Source organism: Streptomyces sp. MS06 (genome assembly GCF_047200655.1).
GTDB lineage: Bacteria > Actinomycetota > Actinomycetes > Streptomycetales > Streptomycetaceae > Streptomyces.
The window spans coordinates 1-8,237 of the sequence record NZ_JBJZOJ010000113.1 but is presented as its reverse complement, the minus strand read 5'-3'; the positions used below and the strand labels follow the sequence as shown (position 1 = coordinate 8,237).

7 protein-coding genes are annotated in these 8,237 nt (G+C 70.9%); 1 reads left to right on the top strand and 6 read right to left on the bottom strand.

Features of this window, described 5'->3' with window-relative positions; all coding sequences use genetic code 11:
• Positions 1-271: 271 nt before the first annotated feature.
• Positions 272-1,789: an aldehyde dehydrogenase gene (gene adh, locus ACL02U_RS32425; RefSeq protein WP_412794592.1), complete on the bottom strand. Its 1,518-nt coding sequence runs from the start codon at positions 1,787-1,789 to the stop codon at positions 272-274.
• Positions 1,790-1,918: 129 nt separating this feature from the next.
• Positions 1,919-3,172 (bottom strand): GAF domain-containing protein, encoded by a 1,254-nt coding sequence (locus ACL02U_RS32420; protein WP_412794591.1) that lies wholly within the window; start codon positions 3,170-3,172, stop codon positions 1,919-1,921.
• A 403-nt stretch (positions 3,173-3,575) separates the two neighbouring features.
• Here ACL02U_RS32420 and ACL02U_RS32415 point away from each other — a divergent pair, with 403 nt between their 5' ends.
• The gene (locus ACL02U_RS32415) at positions 3,576-4,361 is read left to right on the top strand and encodes an aminoglycoside adenylyltransferase family protein (protein WP_412794590.1); all 786 of its coding nucleotides are present in this window, start codon (positions 3,576-3,578) and stop codon (positions 4,359-4,361) included.
• A 57-nt stretch (positions 4,362-4,418) separates the two neighbouring features.
• Here ACL02U_RS32415 and ACL02U_RS32410 read toward each other — a convergent pair whose 3' ends face one another.
• From ACL02U_RS32410 to ACL02U_RS32395, 4 genes are all read right to left on the bottom strand, one after another.
• On the bottom strand, positions 4,419-5,084 hold the full coding sequence (locus ACL02U_RS32410; protein WP_412794589.1) for a site-specific integrase: 666 nt from the start codon (positions 5,082-5,084) through the stop codon (positions 4,419-4,421).
• A 539-nt stretch (positions 5,085-5,623) separates the two neighbouring features.
• Positions 5,624-6,463: an ABC transporter permease gene (locus tag ACL02U_RS32405; protein WP_412794588.1), complete on the bottom strand. Its 840-nt coding sequence runs from the start codon at positions 6,461-6,463 to the stop codon at positions 5,624-5,626.
• Complete coding sequence (locus ACL02U_RS32400) at positions 6,460-7,461, bottom strand: ABC transporter ATP-binding protein (RefSeq protein WP_412794587.1); 1,002 nt, start codon at positions 7,459-7,461, stop codon at positions 6,460-6,462. Before ACL02U_RS32400 ends, ACL02U_RS32405 begins: the two co-directional genes overlap by 4 nt.
• Before the next feature lie 18 nt (positions 7,462-7,479).
• Positions 7,480-7,938 carry a MarR family winged helix-turn-helix transcriptional regulator gene (locus ACL02U_RS32395; protein WP_412794586.1) on the bottom strand — a complete coding sequence of 153 codons (459 nt, stop codon included), beginning with the start codon at positions 7,936-7,938 and terminating at the stop codon, positions 7,480-7,482.
• Positions 7,939-8,237: the final 299 nt, after the last annotated feature.

Sequence of the window (8,237 nt, the reverse complement as noted above, 5' to 3'; positions counted from 1 at the left end):
CGCCGTGCCGGGCAGACATCCAGGTTCTCTTCCGCTACTACGCCAAGTTCCCGGCCGAAGCGAACCATGCCAGGCCACGGACGATGACGGTGTGGAGAGCGCCTGAGTGGGACTCTGGCCCGGAAATACCCCGGAACTGCTGGTCAGAGCTGGGACACGGGTGGGAGGTATCGGGAGTGAGGGCGTGTTTCGACTTGCTGCCTACGTGTGTGCCGAGAAGGGCGCCTGCCGGGCATCTTCCCTGGTCAGGCGCCCTTTTCCGGCCTCTAGGCTAGAAGAAGCCCAGCTTCTTCGGCGAGTACGAGACCAGCAGGTTCTTCGTCTGCTGGTAGTGGTCGAGCATCATCCGGTGGTTCTCGCGGCCGATGCCGGACTTCTTGTAGCCGCCGAAGGCCGCGTGTGCCGGATAGGCGTGGTAGCAGTTGGTCCAGACCCGGCCCGCCTTGATCTCCCGGCCCATCCGGTACGCGGTGTTCCCGTCACGGCTCCACACGCCCGCACCGAGGCCGTACAGGGTGTCGTTGGCGATCTTGAGGGCCTCGTCGACGGAGTCGTAGGTCGTCACGGACACCACCGGCCCGAAGATCTCCTCCTGGAAGATCCGCATGTCGTTGGTGCCGCGGAAGATCGTCGGCTCGATGTAGTAGCCGTCGTCCAGCCCGGCCACCGTGCGGGGGCCGCCTCCGGTGAGGATCTCGGCGCCCTCCTTCCGGCCGATGTCGAGGTAGGACATGATCTTCTCGTACTGCTCGGTGCTGGCCTGCGCGCCGATCATCGTCGTCGGGTCCAGCGGGTTCCCGCCGGTGATGGCGCGGGTGCGCTCCACGCAGCGGGCCATGAACTCCTCGTAGATAGAGGAGTGGACCAGCGCCCGCGAAGGACAGGTGCACACCTCGCCCTGGTTGAGGGCGAACATCACGAAGCCCTCGACGGCCTTGTCGAGGAAGTCGTCGTCGGCGGCCGTCACGTCCGGCAGGAAGATGTTCGGGCTCTTCCCTCCCAGCTCCAGCGTGACCGGGATGATGTTCTCGGAGGCGTACTGCATGATCAGGCGGCCCGTGGTGGTCTCGCCGGTGAAGGCGACCTTGGCCAGGCGCGGGCTGGAGGCGAGCGGCTTGCCGGCTTCGACGCCGAACCCGTTCACCACGTTGACCACGCCCGGGGGCAGCAGATCGGCGATCAGTTCGACCACGTACAGCAGGCTCACCGGGGTCTGCTCGGCCGGCTTGATCACCACGCAGTTGCCGGCGGCCAGCGCCGGCGCGAGCTTCCACGCGGCCATCAGTACGGGGAAGTTCCACGGGATGATCTGTCCGACCACGCCCAGCGGCTCCTGGAAGTGGTAGGCCACGGTGTCCGGGTCGATCTCGGAGATGCTGCCCTCCTGGGCGCGCACCACGCCCGCGAAGTAGCGGAAGTGGTCCACCGCCAGCGGGATGTCGGCGGCGAGTGTCTCGCGCACCGGTTTTCCGTTGTCCCACGTCTCGGCCACGGCGATCTTCTCGAGGTGCTCCTCGATGCGGTCCGCGATCCGGTTGAGGACGTTGGCCCGCTCGGCGACCGGCGTGCGGCCCCACTTCTCGGCGGCCGCGTGCGCGGCGTCCAGGGCGAGTTCCACGTCCGCCGCTCCGGAGCGGGCGACCTCGGTGAAGGTCCTGCCGGTGATCGGCGACGGGTTCTCGAAGTAGCGGCCCTCGACGGGTGCCACCCAGTCGCCGCCGATGAAGTTGTCGTAGCGGCGGGCGAACTCGACGATGCTGCCTTCTGTCCCAGGCTGCGCGTACACCATGGCGGCTCTCCTCGAAGGGGCGAGTACGGCGGTACGGCAGCGGCGCCGCACCGGGGCTCACCGTGCACCGGGGAGGTTGGCGGAAGGTTGGCGCCCGTATCCGCCGCCCCGTTCACCGGGGAGTCGCCGTCACTCGCGGAGCGCGGTGCTCAGGCGGCCGACGGCGATCGGGCCGCGCCGGTCGCCGGGCGCCAGCAGCCGCAGTGCGTGCTCGTGCACCTCGGCGTCGTACGGAGCCCGCTCGCCGTAGCGCAAGGCGTGCTCCGGGCCGCTGCTCGCCAGCACCGCCTCCCGCACGGCCACCTCCAGTTGGGCCCGCCATTCCACGATGCCTGGTGCCTCGGACCGGGGCAGCAGCGGACCCCGGTAGTGGCGCAGCGCGGTGCCGGTGTCGCCGTCCCGGAGGGCGTTCAGGACGTCGGCCGCGTCGCAGGAGACGGGCGCGGTCAGGCCGTAGCGGCGGGAGGCGACGGCTCCGCCGAGGGCGCGGCGCAGGTGGGAGACCTCCGCCTTGAGTGTGGACGTGGTCACCGGTCGGTCGCCGTAGAGGGCCTCGCGCAGCCGGTCGGAGGTGAACCCGTCGGGCTCCAGTGCGAGCAGGGTGAGGATCTCCAGCTGACGCGGAGGCAGCGGCAGTGCCACGCCGTCGCGTTCGGCCCGGGCGACGCCCAGGCAGCTCAGCCGCACCCCCGCCGCGCCCTCCGCCGGGGTCGCGGGTGACTCCGCGGGTGGCGGGGTGGAGGCCAGTCTGCTCTCCAGGGCCGTCGCCAACGAGCGCACGGTCGCCATGGCCAGCGGGTGCGAACGGTCCCAGGTGGTGGACAGGTCCAGCACCCCCAGCACGCTGCCGTCGGGAGCGCGCACCGGCGCGCAGTAGCAGACCCACCCGTGCAGCGCGGACACCAGGTGCTCGGCGGAGAAGACGGTGCTGGGCCGGCCGGTGCGCAGGGCGAGCGAGAGCGCGTTCGTCCCCATGGCCGACTCGTCCCAGCGGCCGCCGGGCGCGAAGTTGACCCGCTCGGCGCGGGTGCGCATGGTGCGTCCACCGCACGTCCACAGGATGGTGCCGGACTGGTCGGTGACCGCGCCGACGAATCCCGCCTCTTCGGCGATGCTGTGCAGCTCGGAGGAGAGGTCGCCGACGGGCCGGTGCAGCGGTGAGGCGGCCCAGCGGCGCGCCACCGGGACGCCCTCGTCGGCCGGCGCGCTGTCCTGTCCCGGGTCGACGCTGTCCAGCGAGCGCGCCCAGGACTCCGCCACTTCGGGCCGCAGCGGCACGCTGCCGGAGGGCGACCGCCGGGCCATCCTCAGGCGCGGGATCCAGCGGGACCACTCGTCCTCCAGCGTGGCCCGGTGCCGTCGGAGGTCACTGCCCTGTGACATCGCTTCCCCTGCCTTCGTAGCGGGACCAGCGCGCTCTGCCTGCCCGCTCCCGGTCCGACGGACCCGTCGCACGGACGGGGAACACCTGCGGACGGACGGAGGGACTGACGGGCGGGCGGCGCAGTCGGTGCGGCCGGCCCGCGTCGGCACTCGGGCCCACGACAGAGTTATCGGACAACCCGTACGGAAAATCAAGGCCGCGGGCGTGTTGCGGCCGTGTGGAACCTCCCCGCGGGTGGCGTCCGCGGCGATACGGGGGCGGGCCGCCGGGCGGGTGGCGTCCGCCGCGGGATGGCGGCCCGGTCGTGTCCGGCCTCTTCGGCGTCCCGGTCGGCGGTCCGCCGGGTGGTCGAACGCAGCCGCGGCGGGGGCCGGCGGAAACTCAGGTGTCCGAGGGCGCCCGATGCCCGAGACTGACGTGATGGAGCAACTGCGGCGGATCGTGGGAATCGTCGGTGACGTCCTGGAGCCCGTCCTGCTCGGCAGCTACCTCCACGGCTCGGCCGTGCTCGGGGGCCTCAAGCCGGCCAGCGACCTGGACGTTCTGGTGGTCACGCGGGAGAGTCCGGACCCGGGCATGCGGCAGGCGCTCCTGGAGGGCCTGCTGGCGGTCTCCGGGCGCGCGGCCGGCGGCCGGCCGGTGGAACTCACCGTCGTCGTCCGGTCCGAGGTCCATCCCTGGCGGTTCCCGCCGCTCGGCGACTTCCTGTACGGCGAGTGGATGCGCGACGAACTTCTGGCGGGAGGCCCTCCGCGGCCCGGCCCCATGCCGGACCTCGCCCTGCTGCTCACCATGGTCCTGGCCGGCGACCACCCGCTCACCGGGCCGCCCCCTGCCAGGCTCATCGGTCCCGTGCCGCACGGCGACGTCGTCAGGGCGAGTGTCGCGGGCATCCCCGAGCTCGTCCGCGGCCTGGCCGACGACACCCGCAACGTCCTCCTGACCCTCGCCCGGGTCTGGACCACGCTCGCCACCGGCGAGATCCTGCCCAAGGACGTCGCCGCGGACTGGGCCCTCGCCCGTCTCCCCCCGGAGCACCGCCCGGTGCTGGAGCACGCCAGGGACCTGTACCGCGAGAGCCGCTACGAGGACGAGCGCTGGAGCAGCGAGCTGAGGCTCCGGGTGGGACCGCACGCGGACGAGGTGCTGGCCCGTATCGAAGCGCTCCGCGCGCAGGCGGGGGTGTGACCGAGATACGCGCCAAAGGGGCAACGGGGTGATCTTGAAGCGCTGATCCGCTCGGACTTACCTGCGGCGACGTGCAGCGGGGTCGCGTTCGGCGACGTGCCGGGCGACCGAGTCGACGCCGGGGCGGGCGTACCGCTCCAGGGAGCGGACGGAGGCGTGGCGGGAGCGGGCCAGCAGCATCGGGGTGGAGGTGCCGTCCTCCGCGTCGTGCGTCAGGGCACTGTGGCGGAGCCGGTGAAGGGTCCAGCCGTCCACGTCCTCGATGTCGTCGGGCGAGGCGAGGGGGTTTGCCAGCAGCCGGGTGTTCTCCTCGAAGATCTCCTCAGCGCGGCGGTAGGAGAGCCGGGCCCGGCCGGTCTCCGGGCACACGTCGAGCGTGGGTGTTCCGGCCGGGGCCTTGCGGTCGGTGAGGAACAGCGGGCCGCGGGAACGGCGGGCGATCAGGCGGGGCAGGAGCTGGGCGGTGCCGGACTGCCAGTGAATCCACTCCGTCGCCCCGCCCTTGGCGGTGATCCTGCCGCGCTTGTCCTGCGAGTAGAGGTCTTCCACGTTCAGGCACAGCACCTCTTCGGCTCGCGCGGCGGACTCGTAGAGCTTCTTCCACTGCGCCTTCTCCCGCAGCGACGTCGAGGCGCCACAGGGCGGCGATCTGGTTCTCGGCCAGGGCCTTGGTGCGGTCCGGCGGTGCCGGCCGCCGCTCGATGCCGATCGTCGGGTCGCCATCGATCCAGCCCTGGCGCTGCCACCAGCCGATCGCCTTGCGTGCGATGGGCAGTTCGCGGTTGACGGTGTCGGCGTCCATCTCGTCCGCGCGGGCCGCCGCCAGTTCGGCCAGGACCTCCGGCAGGGCCGGGTCGTCGATCGCGGTGACTGGGAAGACGGGCGGCTTCGCGCCCCGGCGGGCAGGTCCTGTCGGCGCGGGTTCGCCGGCGAGCATCCATCCCCACGTCATCAGCGAGATCCGGTAGATCCGCGCGGAGGACTTCGCGATGCCCGCGCCGGTGAGGTACCGCTCGACCGCCGCGGTGTACGACGCCGGCGGGGCGGACAAAGGCACGACCCGGGCGCGCGGCACACGCAACGCGCCCCCGCCCCCGAGTTCGGTCACCGGTTCGATCGTCATGTCCGTCCCACCCTTCCGGCGCTGCCGCAGTAAATGCGTACACCTCGCCTGCGGTGTCCGGAGAACCCTCCGCAGGTCGCGAGTATCTCCGTAGGGGCTCTGCCGCAGTGAATCCGGTATTTGCTGCGACAGGGCGCCTTCAGGTCTGGACCCGCCGGGTGAAGCGGCGCAGGGCGAGGTAGCCAAGGGCAGCCGTGCCGAGGGTGAGGGCGGTGAGGTAGGCCCAGGTCGGCATGTGACCAGTGGCGGGCGTAAGGTTCGCACGCAGGCCCTCGCTCATGTAGACGAGCGGGTTGGCGAGCGTGAGGACCTGGACCCAGCCGATCGAGTCCAGCGCGGTCCATGGGTAGTAGACGCAGCCCAGCATCGTGGCTGCGGCCAGGAGCAGGCCCAGCAGCGCCCCGAAGGCGGAGGCGTCGATCGCCGTACCGAGCAGCAGCCCGAGCGTGGACGCGAGCAGGGCGCTGAGGACCAAGGTGACGACGAGCAGGGGCCAGTTGCCGACCTGGGCCTGGGGCGCGGCGCCCGGGGCATGCACGAGCCACACGATCGGGACGACGACGAGGGATGAGACCAGGCCGAAGATCGCCGATGAGGTGATCTTCTGGAGGCCCACAGCCCAGATGGGCAGCGGAGCCAGAACGCGGTCGGTGATCTCGCGGCCGGGGCCGAGTTCGGCGGCCAGCGGCCCGGTGACGGACATGATGCTCTGCAGCGTCAGGGTGCTGGCTATCAGGCCGGGCAGCAGGATCGTGGAGAACGATGTCGCTCCGCCGAGTCCACTGCCGATGCTGGGCATCACGTACGCGAAGGCGAAGGTGAAGAGCAGCGGCTGAAGACCCACCTGCAGGAGCAGGACCGGAAGGTTGCGGCCGAGGACGTGCAGGTCGCGGGCGGTCAGTGCCCGGTAGGCGCGCCAGGCCGCCCGGCGGGACGACTGCATGCGGGGGGCGGTTGGGGTGAGGGTCGAGGTGGTCATGGCTGGTAGTCACGTCCGGTCAGGGTGAGGAAGGCGGTCTGGAGGCTGGGGGGTGTGTTGGCGGCATCGCGGACGGTCAGACCCGCGGCTCCTCCTTCGCGCAACAGGTGACCCAGCACGCCGTCGGGGCGCGTGGTGCGCACGTGTATGGTCGGGCCGTCGACGATGACGACGTGCGGGCCGCCGGGGATGCGGCGTACCGCGTCTGCGACGGGGTCGGCACCGGCGTCGTAGCGGACCGTGATGACGGTCTGCGCGCCGCTGGTCGCCTTGATCGCCTCAGGGGTGTCGCAGGCGAGGAGATGTCCGTGATCGATGACGGCGAGACGCTGGCACAGGGCCTCGGCCTCGTCGAGGTAGTGCGTGGTCAGCACCACGGTCTGGCCGCCCTCGTGCAGGCTCCCGATGATCTGCCAGAGGTCCTCGCGCGCCTGGGGGTCGACGCCGGCGGTCGGCTCGTCCAGGAAGAGCACCTCGGGCAGGTGCATCAGGGCCCGGCCGATCATGACCCGGCGGGCCTGGCCACCGGAGAGCTGGTGAACCTTCGCACTGGACTTGTCGGCGAGAGCGAACTGCCCCAGGAGCTCCAGCGCCCGACGACGGGCAGCCGATGCGGACATGCCGAAGTAACGTCCGCGGAAGGCGAGGTTGTCCAGCACGGTGAGCGCGCGGTCCAGGGTGTTGGCCTGAGAGACGACACCGATGCGGGACTTCACACCGACTGGATCGGCGCTGACCTCGTGGCCCGCAACCCACGCGCTTCCGGCGGTGGGCGTGACCAGGGTGGTAAGCATGCCGATCGTGGTGGACTTGCCCGCGCCGTTGGTGCCGAGCAGGCCGAAGAACTCGCCCTTGTTGACGGTGAGATCCAGCCCTTCGACGGCGACGAGGCTGTCCTGCCCTCGCTGGTAGACCTTGCGTAGGCCCTCCGTACGGATGGCTGTCGCGGTGTCGGCCAGGGTGACTGGCTGTTGGCGGAGGGCAGGTGCGGTCTTCATGGGGGTACTCCTACGAGGTTACGGGGGCGGGGTTCCGTGGCCGGGAAGCCCGGTGCCGCCGAGGTGGGTGAGCAGGGCGGACAGGTGGCCGATGTCCTCCTTGCTCCACAGGGGGGCGGCGAAGATCTCGGCGGCGACCTGCTCGGCGGTGGCGAGCATGTCCGTCAGGCGTTCGCGGCCGGTGTCGGTCAGTGCGGCATAGGCCACACGTCCGTCGCGGGCGTCCGTTTCGCGCATGACCAGTCCGATCCGCTCCAAAGGAGCCAGTCCCCGGGTCACCCCGGAGGCGGTCAGCCCCAATTTCCCGGCCAGGTCCACTCGGCGCATCCGGCCGCCGGGCGCCTGTCCCAGACGCAGCAGCATCGTGAAGTCGGCCAGGCTCACGCCGTGCAGCCCTGACAGGCTTGTGTCGAATCGCTTCACCAGGGCCACCTGGGCCCGGACGAGACGCAGCGACGCATCCAGCGCATCACTCATTGCTACCTCCTTGACTGCTCAAGCATATCACCATGCTTGAGCACTCAAGGATTCATTAAGTTCATGGTTGCAAAAGAGCCCTCGCGCTGGATGCTCGGAACCAGGTCGCGCGGCCAAGGACGCCGGCCTGTGTGAAAGCTGCCGGACCTGCTGGTACTCAGCGCGGCGGGCACCCTGTCTGAGACGGATCGCGGTCGTGCCCCTTGGCGTGGTGTAAGCGATCATTCGTCGGTGGCGGGTAGCAGAGCGGTCTTGTCCGGATAGAGGCTGTCCATGCTCTCGTTGGAGAGGTAACGGCG